Genomic DNA, 19,407 nt, shown 5'->3' on the forward strand with positions numbered 1-19,407 from the left:
ATACCATGCCTGTTTTCAAGCCCCAGACCGGCGCACTGACCACCGCGCAGAGAATACGAAGCATTGTTGCGGGTTCATCGGGAAATCTGATCGAATATTACGACTGGTATGTCTATGCGGCATTTTCCATGTATTTTGCCCATTCGTTCTTCCCGCCCGGCAACCCCACGAGCGAACTGCTGCGCAGTGCTGCGGTGTTCGCCATCGGCTTCCTGATGCGCCCGGTGGGCGGGTGGCTGATGGGGCTGATGGCAGACCGCCACGGCAGGCGGGCCGCACTCAGCGTGTCGATCATCGCCATGTGCGCGGGTTCGCTCGCTATTGCCCTGTGCCCCACCTATGAGCAGATCGGGCTGGCGGCGCCCTCCGTTCTGCTGCTTGCCCGGCTGCTGCAGGGGCTGAGCCTTGGCGGAGAATACGGGGCGAGCGCCACCTACCTTTCCGAAATCGCGCCCCCGGCCCAGCGCGGGTTCTATGCCAGCTTCCAGTATGTCACGCTGGTGATGGGGCAGTTGCTGGCCCTTGTGGTGCTGCTCGCGCTGCAGTTCGTGCTGCTCAGCCCCGCCCAGCTTGGCGCGTGGGGCTGGCGGGTGCCGTTTGGCATTGGCGCGCTGCTCGCACTGTCCATCCTGTGGTTTCGCCGGGGCATGGCCGAGAGCGAGCAGTTCAGCGCCACCACCAAGGATAAAAACGCCCATGGCGGCCTGCGCGTACTGCTCCAGCACCCGCGTGAGGTACTGGGCGTGTGCGGCCTGACGCTGGGCGGCACGGTGGCGTTCTATACCTTCACCATCTACATGCAGAAATATCTGGTCAACACGGCGGGTCTGGCCAAGGAGCAGTCCACGCTGGTCTCGACCGCATCGCTGTTCGTGTTCGCGCTGATCCAGCCCATCTTCGGCGCGCTGTCCGACCGGGTGGGCCGCAGGCGGCTGCTGCTGTCCTTTGGTGTGATCGGCTGCCTGGGCACCGTGCCGCTCATGCAGGCCATTTCCACCGTGCGCTCACCGCTGGCTGCCTTTGGCCTGGTCACGACGGCGCTGATCGGCATTTCGGGCTACACGTCGATCAACGCGGTGGTGAAGGCCGAACTCTTCCCCACCCGCGTGCGCGCGCTCGGCGTGGCGCTGCCCTATGCGCTGACCGTGTCGGTGTTTGGCGGCACGGCGGAATACGTGGCGCTGTGGTTCAAGCAGATCGGGCATGAGGGGCTGTTCTACTGGTACGTGACCGGCTGCATCGCATGCTCGCTGCTGACCGTGCTGTTCGTGCTGCCCGGCCATGACCGCATCACGCCAGAAGACTGAAGTTTTTTCCTATGCCCTCAATGCACATGCATGAGGTTGCGCAGGAAGCCGGGCAGCAGCATGGCGTAGGGGTTCACATGCACCGCCGGGTTGCCCATCGGCCCGGTTACCTGATAGGTGGCCGAGACCACGCCGCCATTCTTCTCCGGGCTGAACAGCCAGCCCAGCAGGCCCGGCAGGTGGCCGGGAGCGGCATTGACCGCAAAGGCGGGGATGATCGTGCCATCAAGGTTGAGGGTCTTCTTCTCCAGGTTCACGTCACCTGACACCGTAGCCCCGAGGGAGGCATTGCTCACCAGCCCGTCGGAAATACGGATGTTGCCTTCATCCATCTTCACCGGCGCGTTCAACTGCTCGATCTGCATGCCCGGCGCGTGCGGCGCGCGCAGCCAGCCATAGATCGAGGCGTTATTGGCCAGCCTGACCACGCTTGGCACGTTGCGCAGCTTGAACGGCCCCATATGCACCGTGCCCGAGAAGGGCGCAGTGGCCGAGCTGTCATCGAACTGGCCGGTGATGTCGGTCACGCCGCCCTGCATCTCGTCGGTCACCTTCATGTCATGCAGCAGATCGCCCAGGCTTGCCACATGCACGTCGAGCAGGCGGGCATTGCCCTGCTGGGTCAGGTGCGCCTGCGCGGGCACCGGGCCTTCCACCGTCAGCACGCCACGGGTCAGGCGCACGCCATTGGTTTCAAGGTGGCTGTGCACGTTGGTCAGCGTATCGGTAGGGCCATAATACAGGGTGCGGGCATCCACGTTCAGATCCCACCGGCGGCCCGGCGGGCCGTTGACGCGCCCGGTCGCCATTTCAGGCATGTGGTAGCCACCACTATCGCCCTGATGGGCAGCCACCTTTTTCGCCGCCGTGTTGTCGGGCGCGGTCTGGAACGAGACCAGCGGGGAGAGGTCGAGCACCTTCGCCGCCACGTTCACGCCAATGGGGTCGCTCTCGCGCTGCGGCAGCAGCACCGAGGCATTGCCCACCGAGCGCCCGATACGGAAGCCGCGCAGCACCAGCCGGCGCGTCACCCCGCCCGCCGTCTCGGCATGGCCATCGATCAGCAGGTCGGGGCCGACCGCACGCATGTTCTCGATCCCTGCGATCTGCCCATGTTCGAGGTCCAGTTCGACCGAGGCATTGGCCTCCTGCCCCACCTTCTTGGACCACACGGGTATGGCCAGCGCCGCGCGATCAAGATCAAGGTCGATATTCACCTGCGCCTTGCCGCCCACGTAGCGGTCGTAATCCACATCAAGCAGGGCACTGCCCGAGAAATGCTCGCCCATTTCAAACCCGGCGCGCTTCACTCCCTCCGGCGTGACATGGCCCTGCAGGCTGGCACTTTCCACCGCGTGAACCATCGGCCCGCTGCGGAAGTCCATGGTGTAGATCACGCTTGAGGGGATACCGGCCAGCACGCCCGTGCCCTGCAGGAGCAGGCCCTTGGTGGTGGCGTCGATGCCCAAGGTGCCATTATCGAGCGGGCGGCCCACCACCACGTTGCCCAGATGCACCTGCGCAAGGTCGGTATGGCTGCGCAGGTCGATCTGGTCGAGGCGCACATGCGCATCAAGCGGCAGTGCAATGTGCAGCGACACATTGGCCCGCCCCGACGGGTGCGTGAACGACATGGGATGGCGCGAGAGCACGTTGAGCCGGGGCTCGGCCAGCAGCGCCAGCACATCGCGCGCATTGCCCAGCAGGGTCACGTTGATATCGCCTACCTGCACTTTCTCGTTCAGGCCGGTAATGCGCATGGAGCCGGGGCCGACCTCGATCCGCCCGGTGCCGGTGGCATCGACATGCCGCCCCGCGAGATCGACAAGCTGGTACGCATGGCCGAAATGGATCATGATCTCGTCCGGACCATCAAAGGTCAGGTGGGCATCCATATCGTGTAGTGGCGGAATGGGGCTGAGCCAGTGCAGCTCCATTGCATCGGCATCGATCGTGCCGCCAAGCGAGGCGAGATTCAGCCCCCCCCAGCCCTTGTGGCTGGTCAGGCCCATATTGACCTGCAACTGCCGCACATGGCCATGCGGTATGTTTTCGGTCACCCACCTCCGCGCGCCCTTCATGGCGGTAGGCGGCCAGAAATCACCCAGCGTTTCAAACTCCAGCGCCCGCGCGTGCGCGCCCACGTCAAGCTGGACGTGGGCAGGCTGCATCAGCGATGCGGCGCTGAGCGCCGCCGTGGCGTTCAGCGTGGGGCCGCTGCCATCATCATCAGTATGTCCCGGCGCGCGCAGATGCAGTTCGAGGTTGCGCAGCGCCACCTTCAGCGGGCCATCAAACGGCGCGTTGGCCGGGCCCGGCCCCAGTGAACCGACAAGGTCGGCCGCCCCCTCGCCCACCAGGAACTGCCCGGCCTTGCGCGTGGTGACCTGCCCGTTGCCCGCATCGAGGTGCAGCGTAAAGTCGCGTGGCATGAGAAAGCCCTGGTCATGCCCCCCATCGCGGAACGCAACCTGCAACTGCCCGCCTACCGGCAGGTCAAGCGGGGCGACCTGCTTCTGCCCCGGCGCGAAGGCCGCCGGGCTGATGGGGTCGAGCACCAGGGTCCAGTCCACATGGCGGGGGCCGACATGGGTGCCCTGCCCGTGCAGCACCAGCCGTTCGCCATTGCCTTCCAGCCCGAGGCGGACATCACCTTCCACCCCTTTCTGCCCGGAATCGTTCACCACCTTCAGCCGGGCATCCGCTTCCCCCAGCCGCCAGTTGCGCCCGGTCATGCGATCGGTGAACTGCACATGCGTATCCGACACCACGGCCTGGCGCAGCGCGCTCATGTCCAGCGGCGAAGGTTGTGCCTTTTCATGCGGCGGGTAAGGTGTATCCGGCCCCAGGTCGAGGCCGATCTTGCCCTCATGGCTGCGCGCAAGCTGCAGCCGCCCGTGCGAGACCGACAGTTCAAGGATACGGACAATGCCATGCGCCAGCGCCGGGCTGTCGAGCGTGATGCGGCCCCGGCGCAGCGTATCGGCCACGATCCCATCGCGGCGCGCGATGCGTACATCCTCCACCCAGATCACGAAAGGCGCGCGCAGCCCCTCATGCATCGCATTCCAGCCCAGCCGCACATGCGCCGCCGACAGGCTGCCAATAATATCCTCATGTTTGCGCCCATGGGCCACGGGCAGCGGCATGAACAGCCGCACCACCGGCGTGACCTCAAGCGGGCCCGCCGAAAGGCGCATGGTCAGCACCAGCAGCAGCACCGCAGGCAGCGTAATACACAGCAGCACCAGCCACACCACCACGCGGCCTGCGGCCAGCACCGCGCGGCGCACGCGGCTCGGGCGCTGTGGCGCGGGGCCGGGCGGCGGCGAGGCTTGACCTGCCTGCGTCATGCCGTCCACGCTATGCCCCCGCGCCAATAAGCGTTCATTCCCAGTCTCTTGCCGGACATTTCTCCATGGATCAGCCAACCCCGTCCCTGCCCGCGCCACATCCCTCGTGGCAGGGATGCGCATGGCCCCGGCCCGCCGACCCGCGCGCCGCGCGCATCCTGCGTGAAAACCTGTCCGACGCCTGCGCGCGCGCAGGCCTGCCCGATCTCGCGGCCACGCCAGGCATCATGCCCATGCTCGATGCGCTGGGGGGCAACAGCCCCTACCTGTCCGATCTGGCGCTGCGCGATACGGAAGCCTTCGCCACCCTTGTGCATGAAGGGGCGGATACCTGCGTGCGCCGCATCCTTACCGCACTCGACGCCCTGCCGCCCGCAACACCACGCGCCGACATCATGGCCGAACTGCGCGAGGCCAAGCGGCAGGCGGCGCTGGCCATAGCGCTGGCCGATATCGGGGGCGCATGGTCGCTCGAGCAGGTAACCCTGGCGCTGAGCGAACTGGCTGAAAATGCGCTGAACGCGGCACTCAGGCATCTGCTGCTCCAGGCGCACGAAACCGGACGCCTGCGCCTGCGTCACCCCGAAACCCCGTGCCGGGGCAGCGGCTTCGTGGTTCTGGCAATGGGGAAGCTGGGCGCGCGGGAACTGAACTACTCCTCGGACATAGACCTGATCGTTCTGTACGACCCGGACCGTCACCCCGGCAATGGGGAACTGCGACATACCTTTGTGCGCATGACTAGCGATCTTGTCACGCTTATGGAAGCGCGGGATGCAAATGGTTACGTTTTCCGCATGGACCTGCGGTTGCGCCCCGACCCGAGTGCCACCCCTGCCGCCGTGTCGTTTCCCGCCGCCATACAGTATTACGAGAGCATGGGCCGCACATGGGAACGTGCGGCCATGACCAAGGCACGGCCCGTGGCGGGCGACATCACGGCGGGGCGCCGTTTTCTCAAGACCATTCATCCGTTCATCTGGCGCCGCCATCTGGATTTCGCGGTAATTGATGATCTGCATGACATGAAAGCCCGCATCGACCGCCACCGTAACGCAGGCCACGCCAACCTGGACAGCCTGCGCGCGGCAGATATCCGTGATCCCGACACTGCCACGCGCTGGCTGCTTGGCCAGAATGTAAAGCTCGGGCAGGGCGGCATCCGCGAGGTGGAATTCGTAGCCCAGGCCCTGCAGCTCGTATGGGGTGGCAGAAGGCCCGAACTGCGCGACCCCACAACGCTTGGCGCACTGCGCAGGCTGCGCCGGGCAGGGCTGCTGGCGCGTGAGCAATCCGCAATACTGGCCCGCAATTACCGCATACTGCGGCAGGCCGAGCATCGGCTGCAGATGCGCCTCGACCACCAGACCCACAGCCTGCCCGACACGGAGGACGGATTCGCGCGCTTCGCCATTTTCATGAACATGGGCCCGCCCGACGAGCTGGCGAGCAGCATGCTCGCGGTCATGCAGCGCTCGCGGCGCATTTTCGACCAGCAGTTTGCCGAAAGCGGCCCCGAGGACATCACCATCGCCCCCGAGGATGCCGATGCCGCCGACCGCCTGCGCGCGCACGGCTTTCCCCCGGCTGACATCAATGACGCGCTGGCCATACTCAACCGGTGGGAAGGCAACCGCCTGCGCGCCCTGCGCTCGGATCGGGCGCGCAAGCTGCTGCGCCGCCTGCTGCCCGGCCTGCTGGCCGAGATGGGCCGCCGCCAGCAGCCGCTGGCCGTGCTGCGCCGCTTCGATGCGCTGCTGGAGCGGCAGTGGGCGGGCGTGCAGTTCCTGTCGCTGCTCGAGCGCAACCCCGCCCTGATCCACCGCATCGTGACCGTGCTGGACTGCGCGCCCTTTCTGGCGGATCACCTGGCCGAGACCCCCTCCGCGCTGGACGGGCTGCTCGACATGGATGGCGGCCCCGGCGCGGTCAGCACGGTGACAGTGCTGGCGCGGCGGCAGGTGGCGGGGGCACGCTCGGCCGAGCAGGTACTGCCGGTGCTGCGCGGGCTGGTCTGTGGCGAGGAGTTCCGCCTGTCGGTCGCCCGCCTCGAGCACCGCATGAGCGAGGACCGCGCCGCCCGCGCCCGCACCGCCATGGCCGAGACGGTCATGCGTGGCCTGCTGCGCCTGGTCAGCGCCGAGCACCGCCAGCGCCACGGCACCGTGCCCGGCGGCGCGGTGGCGGTGGTGGCCCTGGGCAAGGTCGGCTCGCGCGAGATGATGCCCGGCTCGGACCTGGACCTGATGGTGGTGTTCGACCACCCCGAGGATGCGGGCGAGAGCGTGGTCAGCGCCAGCGATGGCCCGCGCGCGCGCGCGCTTTCCGCCGGCACCTATTACGTGCGGCTGGCGCATGCCTTTGTCGCGGCCCTGACAGCACCGGGGCGCGAAGGCCCGCTCTATGAGGTGGACATGCGGCTGCGGCCCTCGGGCTCGAAGGGGCCGGTGGCGGTCTCGCTCTCCGCCTTCCGTCGCTACCATGCCGAATCCGCCTGGACATGGGAGCGCATGGCGCTCACCCGCGCGCGCGTGGTGGCTGGGCCGCCCGCGCTTGCCGGCCCGCTCCGCGCGGCCATTGCCACCGCACTCGGCCACGCGCCCGACACGGCGCAGGACCGCGCGCGGGTGCTCCATGACGTGCGCCACATGCGCGAACGCCTCGCGCGCGAACGCCCCGCCTCCAGCCCGTGGGACATCAAGCGCCGCCGGGGCGGGCTGATGGATGTGGAATTCGTGGCGCAGGGGCTGCAGCTTGTTGCCGCCTCGCCCGCCTGCCGCAGCCAGTCCACCCGCACCGCACTCCTGCGGCTGGCGCGGCTGGGCGAGATCAGCATGGCCGATGCCCGCCTGCTGCGCCGGGCCGATCTGTTCTGGCGGGCATTGCAGGGGCTGATACGCATCATCTGCGGCCATGACGTGCCCGACACCATTGCACCCGCAAGCCTCGAGATCCTGACCGGCGAGGTCGGCGCCGCCGATGCAGCCGGGCTGCTCGCCCGCATGGACCGCATGGCCGATGATGTCACAAGCGTGTTCGACCGGCTGATTCCGCTCACGGATGCGCCCGATGGCGCACAAGGCGGGCATGGCGGTGGTTCCCCCGCCGCCTGAAGCGTTGCATGATCGCACCCGTTTCAACCCCGCCGGGGCCAGCGCGTAACGTGGCCCCCGCACCCAGAGCAGCAAGGCAGGTCATGAGCAAGGCTTCCATCCCTTTTCCCGAACCCGGCAGCGCCGTCCCCGATTTTGACATGCTCGCAAGCGGTGGCCGCACGGTCAGCCTCAACGGCGAAGCAGGTCATCCCTTCGTGCTGTATTTCTACCCCAAGGCCAATACATCGGGCTGCACGAAGGAGGCCTGCGAATTCGAGGCCGCCCTTGCCGATTTGCAGAAAGACGGCGTGAGCGTGATCGGCGTCTCGCGTGACGGCATGCCCGCCATCGAGAAATTCGCAGCCGACCATGCCCTCACCTTCCCGCTTGCATCCGACGCGGATGGCCGCGTGACCGAGGCCTATGGCGTGTGGGTGGAAAAATCGATGTATGGCCGCAAATACATGGGCATCGAACGCGCGACCTTCCTTGTTGATGCCACCGGCCATCTCGTGCAGGCATGGCGCAAGGTCAAGGTCACGAACCATGTGGCCGCCGTGCGCAAGGCCATTACGGCCCTGGCGCTACAGGCTGGCCCTACAGGTCAGTAATACGGGCGCGGCGCACCATACGGGCCATAGACCACACCCGGCGGGGGCGGAGGCGGCGGGGCGTAATAGGCCACCGGCGGCGGTGGGGGCGGACGGTAATAGACCGGCGGCGGAGGGGGTGGCGGCGGCCCATAGGCATCGACCATGGCCCCACCTACGATACCCCCCACGAGGCCCCCCACCAGCCCGCCTGCAAACGCATCGCCCGCGCCACGCCCGTGGGCCTGGGCCTGCGGCGCCGCCACTGCCATCGCGGCAAGAAGGGTCAGCCCCGCTGCAATACGCCCCATGTTCTTCATGACCTGTTTCCTGATCCTGTCCTGTTCCGGTGGGGCATGCAGCCCCGCCGCAACCGTTTAGACAGGGTGGACATGGCGATTTACGGGCAGGAACCGCCCTTTTCATGCCATAAAGCGGACCGGAATGTTACGGATGGGCCGCGCGCAGTTCCTTCAGCCCCGACGGGGTCTCGAACACGCTGGCATCCTGCGGGGCGCGGTTGACCGATGTCGCCTCGACCATGACCTTGCCATCGCGGATGACTTCAAGCATCACGCCATCATCGGTGTAACAGATCTCGCTGGGGCGCTGGTCGGTGTCCTGTGTCTGCCACAGGGCGCAGGGCAGGCCCGCCACTTTCGAGACACCCGTGCGCAGCCAGCTGCCCTGCGCGCGCTGGCCCATCTGCACATTGGCGGCCCCCGGGGCGGGAATGATGGTCTTGATCTTCTGGTCGGCGTTCACCACCGTCAGCGTGCCTGCGTGGTAGTCGGTAATCATGTAGGTGGTGGCATTGGCGGGGTCGACGCGCTGCATCATGCGGCTGGCCGACCACCGCATGCGCTGGCTCATGGTCTGGCTCGTGTCGTGCGGGGGGTAGATGGTGTAGGTCACGTCCACATCGGCCTGTGGGGTGACATAGGGGGATGAAGGCTCATCGGCCGCCCGCGCGCTGCCTGCGCCCGCCGCCAGCAGGCAGGCCAGCAGGGCGGCCCGGCCCAGGGCTGGGGTAATCCGTGTCACGTCATGCAATCCTTGAAAAAAAACGGGCGGGCGGTCAGCCGCCCTTGTTGTCCTTGGCCGCGGGCGTGCCGGGCGGCGGAGGGGGCTCGACCTTGCGATAGTCCGCCGGCGGCTGGAACATGCTGTCGGGTATGGGGCCATAGACCACTTTCGTCGCCTCCAGCCGCCCTTTCAGCCCGTCGCCATCAACCCCGATCTCCTGCAGCACCACGCCATCATCGGTCACGCAGGCCGTGGCGTTACCCTGGTCGGTCGTGACATCCCACTGCGTGCAGGCGACACCTGCAACGCTTGACGTGCCCTTGCGCGCGAACGTCATGGACAGGTCAAGCAGGAAAGGGTTGCGGATGCCGTAGCGGGCATCAAGCTGGCTGTACACCTTCTGCGGGTTGATGATGATGGTGACCTGGCGGCTCATGCGGTTGAGAATCGTCTCGCCCATGCCCTGCGGGCTGTCGATTCGCATCAGGCCGCCATTATAGGCAAACCATGTGCGTATGGGCTTGGGCTCGGGCACGCCATCGGGCTGCACGTTGTAGTCCACCTGCACGTCACGGGTGGGGGTGAGCGGCGGATGCACGCTTGCGGCATCCTGAGCGCGCGCGGCGCACAGGCCCGTGGCGGACAGCGCCGCCGCCACGAGCGCCACCCGGCCCGGCAGCCGCATGCGCCTCATCATCGCGCGCCGCGCCGGGCGGGCCGTTGCATGCTTCATCACATATTCCCTTTCATCTGCGCAGACGGAAGCCCGCATGCACGGCCCTGTCAACCGCCTGCCCCATCCACCCCGCCGCGCAGGGCCAGCAGGGCGGCGTGCAGCCGCGCCCCTTCATCGTTGCCCACCCATGCCGCCTGCCCCGCAACCGCGCGGCCCAGCAGGCGCATGTAGTCATCGGCCGGGATCTCGACCCCGCCAAACCCGGCAAGGTGGGCGGTGCCAAACTGCGTATCGAGCAGCGTGAAGCCGCCCAGGCGCAGCCGCGCCACCAGATGCACCAGCGCCACCTTCGAGGCATCACGCATGCGGCTGAACATGCTTTCCCCAAAAAATGCCTGCCCTATGACCACGCCATACAGGCCGCCCACCAGACGCCCCTCATGGCGAACCTCCACACTATGGGCATGGCCCATGGCATGAAGCTGGCAGAACAGGGCGCGGATGCGCGGGTTGATCCACGTATTCTCGCGCCCCGGCGCCGGTTCCGCGCAGCCATCCATCACGGCGGGAAAATCGTGGTCGGCCGTGACCTCGAAACGCTGCGACAGCACCGTGCGCATGAGCCTGCGCGAGGCATGAAAACCATCATCAAGCGGCAGGATGCCCCGCATCTCGGGGTAGAACCATTCCAGATCATCGGAACGGGCATCGGGCGCCATGGGAAACAGCCCGGCCCTGTAGGCACGCAACATAAGGTCCGGCGTGATGGAAACCGTCTCTTGACCCGTCATGTTCTTAGGATAACCCTTTCGCACGCAATCCTGGGCATGATCGCCCCCCGCATGCACCCATATGGCAGGAGAAACCAGCCCCCATGTCCGACACCCGTCCCCGCCTTCTGCTGACCCAGCGCCAGACCCTTCCCGTAATGCAGCGTATTGAACAGAGTTTTAACATATCTGACGTACCCGGGCATAAACTCACAACGCGCGAACTGCTCGACGGTGCCCGGGCCTTCCAGCCGCAGGCGATCCTTATCTACACCGGCCTGCCGCTCCGCCATGATGATGTGGCCCAGTTGCCCGACAGCGTGAAAATCGTGGCGACCGTCAGCGTCGGCACCGACCATCTCGACATTGCCGCCCTGCATGCGCGCGGCATCATCGTGACCAACACGCCCGACGTGCTGACCGACTGCAATGCGGACATGGCCATGATGCTCATGCTGACCGCAGCGCGCCGGGCGGCGGAATACACCACGCTGATGCGCCAGGGCTGGGGGCGCGGGCTGGCCATGGACGAAATGCTGGGCACGCGCATCAGCGGCAAGCGGCTGGGCATTGTGGGCATGGGGCGCATTGGCCGCGCCGTGGCCCGGCGCGCGCGGGGGTTTGACATGCAGGTGATGTATTCCAACCGCCGCCGCCTGCCTGCCGAACAGGAGGAAGGTGCGACCTATTTCAGCACCGTGACCGACATGCTGCCGCATTGCGATATCCTGAGCCTGCACCTGCCTGCCTCGCCCGAAACCGATGGCATGATCAATGCCGAGCTGCTGGGCCGCCTGCCCCGCGGCGCCATTTTCATCAACGCCGCCCGTGGCGCGCTTGTCGATGAGGATGCCCTGATCGCGGCGCTGAAAAGCGGCCAGCTTGCAGCAGCCGGGCTGGATGTGTACCGCAACGAACCCAACCCCGATCCGCGCTTTCTCGAACTGCCCAACGTGTTCCTGACCCCGCATGTGGGCAGCGCCACCACCGAGACACGCAGCGACATGGGCATGCTCGCACTCGATAACGTGGAGGCCGTGCTGAACGGACGCGCCGCCCTGACCCCGGTCAAGGGCTGACCCGCCCCGTTACGGAGAAGCAGATATGGGCATTGCCGGTATTTTCGTCATCTTCACGCTGCTCGCCATCGGGCTGGACCTGCTTGCCCCCCGCTACGGGGGCATACTGGGCACACTGCTGAAGTTCTATCTGGGCTTCATGCTGGTGGCGACGTGCATTGAACTGCGCAACGCCTTCCGCTCCACCGGGGCCAAAGAAGGGGACGCCGGCTCAGAGACGGCCTGAAACACTCTTTGAAAACAGACGTTTCTGGTGAAGCTTTTTTCAAAAAGCTTCAGAAGGGCGCCACCTTTTTGAAAAAAGGCGGCGCCTGAAAAACATCTGTCTCAGGCTTCCCGCGCCTGGCTTGCGGCATGGGCCTTGAGGTCGGCCGCGGTGCGGCGCACTTCCGGCCCGTATTCACGCTCGAGCCTGCGGATGGTGAAATGCGCCTGCGCTACCGCGCGGTAATGCGACAGGAACGCCGCGTTGAGCGAAGCGCCGCACAGAGCGCCCGCCACCGGCATCATCTGCAACGCGAATTTGCGTGACAGGCCCAGCCCGTAATGGGTGGCAACCTCGCTGACCAGCATCACCACCGGGCGGCCACGCAGCATGGCGCGGGCGGAGAAGTAGCCAAGCTCGCTTTCCTCCGCCGCGCCTTTCTTCGCGCCAAAGGGGAAGGCGCGCAGCGCAAAGACTTCAAGACAGGCCGCGCGCGAGGCTTCGGTGGAGAGATCCTCACCATTCTCGCGCGCAATGCGGGCGATCTCGCGCATGATGGCCATGGTGGTGAAGCTCACGTCAGCCATCAGCCCTGGCAGGCCGGTAAAGCCACCCACGGCACCCGACACGGTCACCGCAGCTTTCAGCGCGGGGTCGCGCCACGTACTGCCGGCGCTGGCCTCGGCCGAGACATCGCGCGGGCGGTCCATACCCACGACCGAGAGGTCGAACGCACGGCGGATGGCCGCCTCCGCCGTGGCCTGCAACTTGGCCTGCAGCGTGGGCGCAAGCCCCAGCGTGCGCATGCCCAGCATGGCCGCCTGCCCCACGGCACCGCCCATGAGGTCGGCAAGGCGCACCAGCACGCCCCGCCCGGTCTCGACACGTTCCAGCGCCTGCTGGAGTTCAGTAATACACGCGCTGTCCAGCGTCAGCGGTGCCAGTTCGTTTGCGGAACCTGCACTCATTACAATGCCCTTCGCCTGATCTATCGTACCGCGCGCCAGCCCGTGGGCCGCGCCATGGCAGCGCGGCCCCACATGGCCAGCCGCGACGCCCATGCGGCAATTGCCACCGTTTCAGCACCATGATGGCGTTCTTGCAACGGGCATGACCGTGCCCGCAGCCATGAAACGCGGGCGTAGCCTAGCTGTTCCAGCCCCCCATGCGGCACAGATGCGCCCAGTGCTCTGCCGATACCGGCACGACGGAAAGGCGCGACTGCCGCACCAGGGCCAGGTCAGCCAGCGCCGGATCGGCCTTGATTGCGGCCAGCGTCACGGCGCGCGGCATCGGGCCGATGGCGCGTACATCCACGCACACCCACCTGCCATCCGCCGCCGTGGGGTCGGGATAGGCCTCACGCGCCACTTCGACCACGCCCACGATCTCGCGGCCAACGTTGGAATGATAGAAGAATGCCCTGTCACCCACCTGCATTGCCGCGAGGTTTTTCTTCGCCTGGTGGTTGCGCACGCCGGTCCAGGGTTCAACACCGTTTTCCACCTGCTCGGCCCATGAAAACGCATCCGGCTCGGACTTGATCAGCCAGTAGGCCATGACCGTTTTCTACTCCACCCGCAGCCCATCACGAAAAACTGAACGGAACGGACGGATCACCACGCTCTCGAACAGGCCCACCTTGGCATACGGGTCTTCCGCCGCGAATCCCTCGGCGGCCGCGCGGTCGGCCATATCCGCCACCAGCAGGCTGCCGCAGGGGCGGTTTTCCGCGTCCAGCAGCGGTCCGCCGTGCACGAGGTGCGGCCTGTGCTGCTCAAGGTAGGCAAGGTGGCGCTCACGGGTCGCCTTGCGGGTTTCGAGGCTGCCGGGCTTGTCGGTGCAGATGATGGCAAACAGCATGTTTTATCCTCCTGAAGGCCTGCTGTCTCATGATTGGGACAGGACTGGCCGTGTCTTTTTTAACGCGATAGTGTAGAGCAACAAAACGTCAGCCCCTACCCACCCATGGGGGAAGACCGGAATTTCTTGACCGTTTTCATTGCAGGGACAGGTGCCCCCGGCACGGATGGATCAACCTTGAACGCAACGCAAAGCCTTACCGCGCGAACCGGTAACCTTTTTCACCGTTACGCCAACCCTGGCCGTTTTCTGCGCATGGGGGCGAAGCTGCAGCCGTGGCTGACATGGCCCGCCCTTGTGCTGTCGCTTGCCGGAATCGTGTGGGGGCTGTTCTTCTCCCCCGCCGACTGGCAGCAGGGCGACAGCGTGCGCATCATGTACGTGCATGTGCCTACTGCATGGCTGGCATCATCAGGTTATATGGGGCTGGCGGTGTGCTCGCTGCTCTCGCTGGTGTGGCGCCACCCGCTTGCCGATCTCGCCGCGGTGGAAATCGGGCCGGTGGGCGCTTCCATCACCGCCGTATGTCTGGCCACCGGCTCGCTGTGGGGCAAGCCGATGTGGGGCACGTGGTGGGTGTGGGATGCACGGCTGACCTCGGTGCTGGTGCTGTTCTTCCTGTATCTGGGCCATATCGCGCTCATCCGTGCGTTTGACGAGCCGCAGCGCGGCTACCGCGCCGCCGCCATCCTTGGCCTTGCGGGCGCGGTTGACCTGCCCATCATCAAGTTCAGCGTGCAGTGGTGGAATACGCTCCACCAGCCCGACAGCATTACGGTGACTGGCGCGCCCACCATGTCCACCTCCATGCTGTGGCCGCTTGGCCTGACCACGCTGGGCTTTACGCTCGGCTTTGCGGCCATCGTGCTCGCCCGCCTGCGCGCCTCGGTCATGGAAAGCCGTGTGCGCACCATCCTTGCCGCCAACCGGGGCCGCCAGTCCGCCGCTGCCGCCCCCCAGCCCGATCGCGCCACCCCATGACCCACCTGCCCTATATCGTGGCCGCCTATGGCCTGACCCTTGGTGTTGCCGCCATCCTGTCGGTCAATGCCACACTGCGCCTGCGTCAGGCCCGCAGGCGCCTTGCCGCCATTGAACAGCCCCGGACACGCCAGCCCTCATGACCCGCAAAAGCAGACGCCTGTGGCTGGTGGTGGCGTGCATGATCGGGCTGGGTTCGGCCGCGGCCCTCACGCTCAATGCCTTTTCCTCCAATATCGTGTTCTTCATGGCGCCCTCGCAGGTGCACAGCAAGCCGCCACCGGCTGACCGCACAATCCGCCTGGGGGGCATGGTGGTGGCGGGCAGCGTGCACCAGGAGAAGGTGAAGGACGCCCCGGTCGCCATTTTTGACGTAACCGACGGGCAGGCCGCCGTGACCGTGCGCTACGAGGGCATCCTGCCCGACCTGTTCCGCGAGGGGCAGAGCGTCGTGGCCGTGGGTACGGTCAACCCCGATGGCACCTTCCGCGCCAGCGAGGTGCTGGCCAAGCATGACGAGACCTACATGCCCAAGGAAGTGGCCGAGGAACTGCGCCGTAGCGGCAAGTGGGACCCCCGCTTTGGCAAGGCCCCCGACGCCGCGAGCTGGAACACCATGACCGCCGCCGACGCGCCGAAAAAACCGGCCACCCAGACGCCCTAACGGAAACTGACATCCGACAATGAACCCGGAACTTGGAAATTTTGCGCTGGCGCTGGCATGCTGCATGGCCGCCGGACAGGCCATCCTGCCCCTGATTGGCGCAAGCCGCCGCGATGCACGCCTGATGGCGCTGGCGCCTGCGCTGGCCGTGGGGCAGATGATCGCGCTCATCACCTCATTCGCCTGCCTGATTCATGCCGCCATCACCAATGACTTTTCGGTGCAGAACGTGGCGGCAAACAGTGCGGTCAGCAAGCCGCTGCTGTACAAGATCACCGGCGTTTGGGGCAACCATGAGGGCTCGGTGCTGCTGTGGGCGATGATCCTGTCCATCTGCGGCGGTGCGGTGGCGCTGTTTGGCCGCAACCTGCCCTCCGCGCTGCAGGCGCGCGTGATTGCGGTGCTCGGCGGGGTTGCGGCAGGCTTCGAGCTGTTCTGCCTCACCACATCCAACCCGTTTGCCCGCGTGTGGCCCGCGCCGATGGATGGGCAGGGCATGAACCCCCTGCTCCAGGACCCTGGCCTCGCCTTCCATCCGCCCATTCTCTATACCGGTTATGTCGGCTTTGCCGTGCCCTTCGCCTTTGCCATCGCCGCCCTGATCGAGGGCCGGGTGGATGCCGCCTGGGGCCGCTGGGTGCGCCCGTGGGCCGTGGCGGCATGGTGCTTCCTGACCTGTGGCATCGCCATGGGGTCATGGTGGTCGTATTACGTGCTGGGCTGGGGCGGCTACTGGTTCTGGGACCCGGTGGAAAACGCCTCGCTCATTCCGTGGCTGACGGGCACGGCGCTGGTGCATTCGGCCATCGTGGTGGAAAAACGCGAGGCGCTGAAGATCTGGACCGTGCTGCTGGCCATCGGCACGTTTTCGTTCTCGCTTTCGGGCACGTTCCTCGTGCGCTCGGGCATTCTCAACTCGGTGCATGCCTTTGCCAATGACCCCGCGCGTGGCGTGTTCATCCTTGGCCTGCTGGCACTTGTCATTGGCGGCTCGCTGCTGCTGTTCGCCATCCGCGCCCCGCAGCTGACCACGGGCGGGCTGTTTGCCCCCATCTCGCGCGAGGGGCTGCTGGTGCTCAACAACATCCTGCTGTGCTCGATCTGCGCCGTGGTGCTGACGGGCACGATGTACCCGCCCTTCATGTCGCTGCTGTTCGGCAAGACCATTTCGGTCGGCAAGCCGTTCTTTGATGCCACCACCATTCCGCTGGCCATTCCGCTCATGGTGTTCATGGGGTTCGGCCCCATGATGCCGTGGAAGCGCGCGCAGATGTGGCCGGTGCTGCGCCGCCTGTGGTGGGCCGCCTGCGTGACCGGCGTGGCGCTTGTTATCGCCACCTTCCAGATGCGCGACATCCTGCCGGTGCTGGCCACCGCCACCGCCGTGTGGGTGATCTGCTCGAGTGTTGCTGACATTGCCGAGCGCCTGCGCCTGTTCCGCCAGCCGTTACGCCAGAGCTGGCAGCGCGCGCGCAGCCTGCCACGCGCGGTGTTTGGCGCAGCCATTGCGCATGCGGGCGTGGGCATTGTGGTGCTGGGCATTGCCGGCATGTCGCAGGCCGCACACCGCATTGTCGAGGTGCATGTGGGCCAGAGCGAGATGCTGGCGGGCGATAGCTGGACCCTGACCGACGTGAAGCCTGCCGAGGGCCCGAACTACACCGCGCTGGTGGCCACGATTGAAGTGCGCCACAATGGCAGGCTGGTCACCACGCTGCACCCCTCCAAGCGCACGTTTGCCAGCCAGCACCAGACCACGACCGAAGTTGCGATCCATACCAACCTCATGGCCGACATCTATGGCGTGCTGGGCGACAGGCATGGCGATGACGCCAACCCGACCTACGTGCTGCGCCTGCACTACAACCCGCTGGCGCCGTGGATGTGGCTGGGCGGGCTGATCATGGCCTTTGGCGGGGCGCTCTCCCTGTCCGACCGGCGGGTGCGCGTGGGCGCGCCCCGACGGGCCAAAACCGTTGATGTGGTGGTGGTGCAATGAGCGGGCAGCCTTCTTCCCCCACGCGCCGCCGCCTGCTCATGGCGGCCCCGCTGATTGTGGCGGGCGGAGTTGGCGTAGGCTTCTGGCGCATGCTCTCGGGCATGACCAAAGGCTCGTTCGACCCGCATGACATCCATGCCCCCGCGCTCAACCGTCCCGTGCCCGATTTCGCGCTGCCTGATCAGGCGCCGGGCACCGGTTTCTCGGCCACCGATCTGCGGGGGCTGAAAGCACCGGTGCTGGTGAACTATTTCGCCTCGTGGTGCATTCCCTGCGTGGCCGAAATGCCGGTACTCAACGCTTTGAAGGACAGGCTGCCGATCTGGGGCATTGCGTATAAGGACAAGCCCGAGCACGCGCTTGGCTTCGTGCAGCGCGCGGGCAACCCCTATGCCCGCATCGCGGCTGATCATGACGGGCTGGCCGCGATTGACTGGGGCGTGTCCGGCGTGCCGGAAACCTTCCTGATCGGGCCGGGCGGGATCATCCGCTGGCACACCGCCTCCCCCATTACCGAGGCCATGATTACCAACACCATCATGCCGCTGGCGGACAGCCTTAAGCCATGAACACACATCCCCTACGCCGTGGTGGCCTGATTGCCCTGCTGGCCTGCCTTATCTTCGCGCCACTGGTGGCGCTGGCGGTGGATGACCCATCGGAAATGCTGCCCGATCCGGCGCAGGAGCAGCGCGCCGAGGCCATTGGCGCGCAGTTGCGCTGCCTTGTGTGCCAGAACGAATCGATCGAGGACAGCAGCGCCGATCTCGCCCGCGACCTGCGCCATGTGGTGCGCGAGCATGTGGCCAAGGGCGAGAGCAACCAGCAGATCATGGACTGGATGGTCAACCGCTACGGCAATTTCATCCGGCTCAAGCCGCCCTTCACCATCGGCACGCTGCTTTTGTGGGTCATGCCGCTGCTCGCACTGTGCATTGGCATCGGCATTGCGTGGTGGACCTTCCGCAGGCCACGCGCGCCCACGCCGCCGCCACTTTCGGATGAAGAACGCCGCCGCCTGTCCGACCTGACCGAAACACGCTGAGATTGATATGATCTGGATTGGTATCTGCCTGCTTGGCGTGATCGCGCTTGTGCCCGCACTCCTGTCGTTCCGCCGCACCACGCTGCTGCGTGACGAGCGCGAGAGCGCACTGGTGCTGCATCAGGCCCAGTTGGCCGAACTCGAGCGCGATCTGGCCGAAGGCATGATCGCGCCCACCGAGCATGATAGCGCGCGGCTGGAAATCCAGCGCCGCGTGCTCGGGGCCGACATGCTGCCTGCCTTCATTGCCAGCAAGGGCGCTTCGACCGGAGCGATTGCAGCCGCCCTCGTGGGGCTGCCGGTTGCGGCCATTGCGCTTTACATGACCGTGGGCCATCCCGGCCTGCCCGCCCAGCCGCTGGCCCCGCGCCTTGTGGCCATGCACAACGCGGATCACCGCAACGACGCGCTGATCGACCGCCTGCGCGACCAGCTCAGGCAGATCCCGCCCGGTGATCCGAGCCTGTTCCAGGGTTACGTGCTGCTTGGCCAGGCCGAGGCCGGGCGCGATCATTACGCCGCCGCAGCCCAGGCCTGGCGCAGCGCCATCGAGCAGCGTTTCGACCCCGAGGTAGCCGCACGGGCCGCGGAAGCGCAGATGATGGCCGATGATGGCCATATCTCGCCCGAGACAGCAGACCTGTACCGCCGTGCACTCGATGCGGCACCGGCAGATGCGCCATGGCGCATGACCGTGCAGCAGCGCATTGCCCAGTCGGAACATCAGTAACCGGAACATCAATAACGCGCTACC

The 19,407-nt window shown here is 66.3% G+C and carries 20 protein-coding genes; 12 read left to right on the forward strand and 8 right to left on the reverse strand.

Features of this window, described 5'->3' with window-relative positions; all coding sequences use genetic code 11:
- The first annotated feature begins 5 nt into the window (after positions 1-5).
- Entirely contained in the window at positions 6-1,307 is a 1,302-nt protein-coding gene (locus CDI09_RS01220; protein ID WP_078524574.1) for an MFS transporter, read from the forward strand.
- A gap of 17 nt (positions 1,308-1,324) precedes the next feature.
- Here CDI09_RS01220 and CDI09_RS01225 read toward each other — a convergent pair whose 3' ends face one another.
- The gene (locus tag CDI09_RS01225; protein ID WP_078524575.1) at positions 1,325-4,660 is read right to left on the reverse strand and encodes an AsmA-like C-terminal region-containing protein; all 3,336 of its coding nucleotides are present in this window, start codon (positions 4,658-4,660) and stop codon (positions 1,325-1,327) included.
- Between the two features lie 65 nt (positions 4,661-4,725).
- Between CDI09_RS01225 and CDI09_RS01230 the strand changes: the two genes are divergently transcribed.
- Entirely contained in the window at positions 4,726-7,773 is a 3,048-nt protein-coding gene (locus tag CDI09_RS01230; protein ID WP_078524576.1) for a bifunctional [glutamine synthetase] adenylyltransferase/[glutamine synthetase]-adenylyl-L-tyrosine phosphorylase, read from the forward strand.
- Positions 7,774-7,856: 83 nt separating this feature from the next.
- Entirely contained in the window at positions 7,857-8,366 is a 510-nt protein-coding gene (locus CDI09_RS01235; protein WP_078524577.1) for a peroxiredoxin, read from the forward strand.
- On the opposite strand, the gene CDI09_RS01240 is transcribed toward CDI09_RS01235, so the two are convergent.
- The 4 genes from CDI09_RS01240 to aat all read right to left on the reverse strand — a co-directional run bounded on the left by CDI09_RS01240 (position 8,360) and on the right by aat (position 10,838).
- A complete protein-coding gene (locus CDI09_RS01240) occupies positions 8,360-8,665 on the reverse strand; it encodes a hypothetical protein (protein ID WP_078524578.1) in 306 nt (101 codons plus the stop codon). The genes CDI09_RS01235 and CDI09_RS01240 overlap by 7 nt on opposite strands.
- Before the next feature lie 127 nt (positions 8,666-8,792).
- Complete coding sequence (locus CDI09_RS01245; protein ID WP_078524579.1) at positions 8,793-9,389, reverse strand: hypothetical protein; 597 nt, start codon at positions 9,387-9,389, stop codon at positions 8,793-8,795.
- Between the two features lie 34 nt (positions 9,390-9,423).
- Positions 9,424-10,056 (reverse strand): DUF4412 domain-containing protein, encoded by a 633-nt coding sequence (locus CDI09_RS01250; RefSeq protein WP_236944662.1) that lies wholly within the window; start codon positions 10,054-10,056, stop codon positions 9,424-9,426.
- Positions 10,057-10,154: 98 nt separating this feature from the next.
- Complete coding sequence (aat, locus tag CDI09_RS01255) at positions 10,155-10,838, reverse strand: leucyl/phenylalanyl-tRNA--protein transferase (RefSeq protein ID WP_078524580.1); 684 nt, start codon at positions 10,836-10,838, stop codon at positions 10,155-10,157.
- A gap of 83 nt (positions 10,839-10,921) precedes the next feature.
- Between aat and CDI09_RS01260 the strand changes: the two genes are divergently transcribed.
- Together CDI09_RS01260 and CDI09_RS01265 are read left to right on the forward strand one after the other, a co-directional pair.
- Complete coding sequence (locus tag CDI09_RS01260; protein ID WP_078524581.1) at positions 10,922-11,896, forward strand: 2-hydroxyacid dehydrogenase; 975 nt, start codon at positions 10,922-10,924, stop codon at positions 11,894-11,896.
- 25 nt (positions 11,897-11,921) lie between these two features.
- Positions 11,922-12,122, forward strand: coding sequence for a hypothetical protein (locus CDI09_RS01265; protein WP_078524582.1), 201 nt, complete (start codon positions 11,922-11,924; stop codon positions 12,120-12,122).
- A gap of 101 nt (positions 12,123-12,223) precedes the next feature.
- On the opposite strand, the gene CDI09_RS01270 is transcribed toward CDI09_RS01265, so the two are convergent.
- The 3 genes from CDI09_RS01270 to CDI09_RS01280 form a co-directional block, all read right to left on the reverse strand.
- Positions 12,224-13,069 (reverse strand): EcsC family protein, encoded by an 846-nt coding sequence (locus CDI09_RS01270; protein ID WP_078527708.1) that lies wholly within the window; start codon positions 13,067-13,069, stop codon positions 12,224-12,226.
- Between the two features lie 178 nt (positions 13,070-13,247).
- Positions 13,248-13,661 carry an EVE domain-containing protein gene (locus tag CDI09_RS01275; RefSeq protein WP_078524583.1) on the reverse strand — a complete coding sequence of 138 codons (414 nt, stop codon included), beginning with the start codon at positions 13,659-13,661 and terminating at the stop codon, positions 13,248-13,250.
- A gap of 9 nt (positions 13,662-13,670) precedes the next feature.
- Entirely contained in the window at positions 13,671-13,964 is a 294-nt protein-coding gene (locus CDI09_RS01280) for a YciI family protein (RefSeq protein ID WP_078524584.1), read from the reverse strand.
- A gap of 177 nt (positions 13,965-14,141) precedes the next feature.
- Between CDI09_RS01280 and CDI09_RS01285 the strand changes: the two genes are divergently transcribed.
- Genes CDI09_RS01285 through ccmI form a run of 7 tightly spaced genes read left to right on the forward strand, consistent with a single transcriptional unit; the run spans position 14,142 to position 19,383 of the window.
- A complete protein-coding gene (locus CDI09_RS01285) occupies positions 14,142-14,945 on the forward strand; it encodes a heme ABC transporter permease (protein ID WP_078527710.1) in 804 nt (267 codons plus the stop codon).
- A complete protein-coding gene (ccmD, locus tag CDI09_RS01290) occupies positions 14,942-15,088 on the forward strand; it encodes a heme exporter protein CcmD (RefSeq protein WP_078524585.1) in 147 nt (48 codons plus the stop codon). The genes CDI09_RS01285 and ccmD overlap by 4 nt, the downstream gene beginning before the upstream one ends.
- Positions 15,085-15,609, forward strand: a complete 525-nt coding sequence (ccmE, locus tag CDI09_RS01295) for a cytochrome c maturation protein CcmE (protein ID WP_078524586.1) — start codon at positions 15,085-15,087, stop codon at positions 15,607-15,609. The genes ccmD and ccmE overlap by 4 nt, the downstream gene beginning before the upstream one ends.
- 19 nt (positions 15,610-15,628) lie before the next feature.
- Positions 15,629-17,608 (forward strand): heme lyase CcmF/NrfE family subunit, encoded by a 1,980-nt coding sequence (locus CDI09_RS01300; RefSeq protein WP_078524587.1) that lies wholly within the window; start codon positions 15,629-15,631, stop codon positions 17,606-17,608.
- Positions 17,605-18,177, forward strand: coding sequence for a DsbE family thiol:disulfide interchange protein (locus CDI09_RS01305; RefSeq protein WP_078524588.1), 573 nt, complete (start codon positions 17,605-17,607; stop codon positions 18,175-18,177). Before CDI09_RS01300 ends, CDI09_RS01305 begins: the two co-directional genes overlap by 4 nt.
- Positions 18,174-18,653 carry a cytochrome c-type biogenesis protein gene (locus CDI09_RS01310; RefSeq protein ID WP_078524589.1) on the forward strand — a complete coding sequence of 160 codons (480 nt, stop codon included), beginning with the start codon at positions 18,174-18,176 and terminating at the stop codon, positions 18,651-18,653. Before CDI09_RS01305 ends, CDI09_RS01310 begins: the two co-directional genes overlap by 4 nt.
- Before the next feature lie 7 nt (positions 18,654-18,660).
- Complete coding sequence (gene ccmI / locus CDI09_RS01315; protein WP_078524590.1) at positions 18,661-19,383, forward strand: c-type cytochrome biogenesis protein CcmI; 723 nt, start codon at positions 18,661-18,663, stop codon at positions 19,381-19,383.
- Positions 19,384-19,407 lie beyond the last annotated feature (24 nt).

Source organism: Komagataeibacter nataicola (assembly GCF_003207795.1).
In the GTDB taxonomy this organism is placed as follows: Bacteria; Pseudomonadota; Alphaproteobacteria; order Acetobacterales; family Acetobacteraceae; genus Komagataeibacter; species Komagataeibacter nataicola.

What these genes read in the sequence shown, in the direction of transcription:
- CDI09_RS01220 (WP_078524574.1), top strand. Translation starts at nt 6, where the DNA reads ATGCCTGTTTTCAAGCCCCAGACCGGCGCACTGACCACCGCGCAGAGA.
- CDI09_RS01225 (WP_078524575.1), bottom strand. Translation starts at nt 4,660, where the DNA reads ATGACGCAGGCAGGTCAAGCCTCGCCGCCGCCCGGCCCCGCGCCACAG.
- CDI09_RS01230 (WP_078524576.1), top strand. Translation starts at nt 4,726, where the DNA reads ATGGATCAGCCAACCCCGTCCCTGCCCGCGCCACATCCCTCGTGGCAG.
- CDI09_RS01235 (WP_078524577.1), top strand. Translation starts at nt 7,857, where the DNA reads ATGAGCAAGGCTTCCATCCCTTTTCCCGAACCCGGCAGCGCCGTCCCC.
- CDI09_RS01240 (WP_078524578.1), bottom strand. Translation starts at nt 8,665, where the DNA reads ATGAAGAACATGGGGCGTATTGCAGCGGGGCTGACCCTTCTTGCCGCG.
- CDI09_RS01250 (WP_236944662.1), bottom strand. Translation starts at nt 10,056, where the DNA reads ATGCGGCTGCCGGGCCGGGTGGCGCTCGTGGCGGCGGCGCTGTCCGCC.
- aat (WP_078524580.1), bottom strand. Translation starts at nt 10,838, where the DNA reads ATGACGGGTCAAGAGACGGTTTCCATCACGCCGGACCTTATGTTGCGT.
- CDI09_RS01260 (WP_078524581.1), top strand. Translation starts at nt 10,922, where the DNA reads ATGTCCGACACCCGTCCCCGCCTTCTGCTGACCCAGCGCCAGACCCTT.
- CDI09_RS01265 (WP_078524582.1), top strand. Translation starts at nt 11,922, where the DNA reads ATGGGCATTGCCGGTATTTTCGTCATCTTCACGCTGCTCGCCATCGGG.
- CDI09_RS01270 (WP_078527708.1), bottom strand. Translation starts at nt 13,069, where the DNA reads ATGAGTGCAGGTTCCGCAAACGAACTGGCACCGCTGACGCTGGACAGC.
- CDI09_RS01275 (WP_078524583.1), bottom strand. Translation starts at nt 13,661, where the DNA reads ATGGCCTACTGGCTGATCAAGTCCGAGCCGGATGCGTTTTCATGGGCC.
- CDI09_RS01280 (WP_078524584.1), bottom strand. Translation starts at nt 13,964, where the DNA reads ATGCTGTTTGCCATCATCTGCACCGACAAGCCCGGCAGCCTCGAAACC.
- ccmD (WP_078524585.1), top strand. Translation starts at nt 14,942, where the DNA reads ATGACCCACCTGCCCTATATCGTGGCCGCCTATGGCCTGACCCTTGGT.
- ccmE (WP_078524586.1), top strand. Translation starts at nt 15,085, where the DNA reads ATGACCCGCAAAAGCAGACGCCTGTGGCTGGTGGTGGCGTGCATGATC.
- CDI09_RS01300 (WP_078524587.1), top strand. Translation starts at nt 15,629, where the DNA reads ATGAACCCGGAACTTGGAAATTTTGCGCTGGCGCTGGCATGCTGCATG.
- CDI09_RS01305 (WP_078524588.1), top strand. Translation starts at nt 17,605, where the DNA reads ATGAGCGGGCAGCCTTCTTCCCCCACGCGCCGCCGCCTGCTCATGGCG.
- CDI09_RS01310 (WP_078524589.1), top strand. Translation starts at nt 18,174, where the DNA reads ATGAACACACATCCCCTACGCCGTGGTGGCCTGATTGCCCTGCTGGCC.
- ccmI (WP_078524590.1), top strand. Translation starts at nt 18,661, where the DNA reads ATGATCTGGATTGGTATCTGCCTGCTTGGCGTGATCGCGCTTGTGCCC.